This window comes from Helicobacter cinaedi CCUG 18818 = ATCC BAA-847, assembly GCF_000155475.1.
Classification (GTDB): domain Bacteria; phylum Campylobacterota; class Campylobacteria; order Campylobacterales; family Helicobacteraceae; genus Helicobacter_C; species Helicobacter_C cinaedi.
Genome location: NZ_DS990400.1, coordinates 1 through 1,293 on the forward strand (window position 1 = coordinate 1; position 1,293 = coordinate 1,293).

Here is a 1,293-nt window from a genome sequence, read left to right on the forward strand (position 1 = left end):
AGTTTGAATATGCAACACATTTTGTAAATGAAGCTTATTATGACAAAATAATTATAAAAGCTAAAGATGATGATAGTGAAATGTTGCAGATTCTTTATACTCTATACCATATGGACGACCCTGCACTGCAAGATATGAGTGCTATGTTTATCCCTATTTTGAGAGGACTAAAAATATTTTCAAAATTTGGAAGCAATACCCCAAAAGAGCCTATTACTTGGAAAAAGATAGAACAAAGACTTGATACTTTGCATAATGTCAAAAAGTTGAATTTACCAAGAAATAAGGAGGCTATTTATGAGGTTAGTAGTCTAAAAGAATTAAGAGAGCTAAAAGATGAATTTACTCATGGAACATACAGATTGCCAGATAAGATAGAAGCAAAAGGTGTCAGAGAGGAGTATGCCTTAAGAGACTATACAAACACTATCGTGCAATATAGGACTTATTCTAATCAAAGAATGAGTGGAGGAAAACCGACTATTGATATTCGGACTCAAACTACGCATAATGGCAAACAAGTCAATATGATTCATAAAATTCATATACGATATACTAAAATCAAAAAAGAAGATGGAACATTTATAATCAAAATCTTAGAATGGTTTGAAAAATGATAAAATCCTATATGCAAAACTTTAGCATTAAGCATTATAAAATGATAGATTCTAAAACTCATCGTCTCTTTGGAGATTGGCGTAATCACAAGGCTTTAAGAAATACAAACACAAGCCTTATGGATATATATCGCATCGCTTATCCCAATGCAAATAGGGCAGATGTTTTGGAGTTGATAGAATTTAGTCTTTATAATCAGCTACTTTATGAATGGCACGAGGTTGATGAAGTATTGATGAGTGAATGGCTAAATGACTATGAAAAGGAATATTTGCATATTATACAAGAGGCATTTTTAAAGCAACACATAGAGTTTGGCTCAAGTCTTGATGAGGCGATAGATTCTCTCTATAATCTCTCTAATTATAAGCAATCTTGCAAGGAAGCTTGGGAGTATTTTAAGGAAAACTTTATCAATAATGAACGATATTTTGCGTGGGAAGTGAAATGTGATGCAAAACTTACCAAAGAAAGTTTTTGGGATAATCCTAAGTGTTGGAGCAGATATAATGTGTGGGTGGATATTACGCCCAAAGGCACAAAATACTTTAATGAAATCCTAGCCCCTAGATTTTATAACAAATACAAAGACTTAAGTGTTGAAATAGATTCAAAAGGAAATATTATAAAGTGGATAGGAAAGATTAATAGATGAGTGCTTCAAACACATCTCAC

At 32.3% G+C, this 1,293-nt stretch carries 2 protein-coding genes; both read left to right on the forward strand.

Annotation, left to right across the window (positions count from 1 at the left end):
- Positions 1–617: hypothetical protein (locus HCCG_RS12305; protein WP_002957620.1), on the forward strand; the 617-nt coding region annotated here is incomplete at its 5' end.
- On the forward strand, positions 614–1,273 hold the full coding sequence (locus HCCG_RS10985; protein ID WP_002957621.1) for a hypothetical protein: 660 nt from the start codon (positions 614–616) through the stop codon (positions 1,271–1,273). The genes HCCG_RS12305 and HCCG_RS10985, both read left to right, overlap by 4 nt.
- The last annotated feature ends 20 nt before the right edge of the window (positions 1,274–1,293 follow it).

Coding starts and splice junctions, on each gene's coding strand:
- HCCG_RS10985 (WP_002957621.1), top strand. CDS start 614: ATGATAAAATCCTATATGCAAAACTTTAGCATTAAGCATTATAAAATG.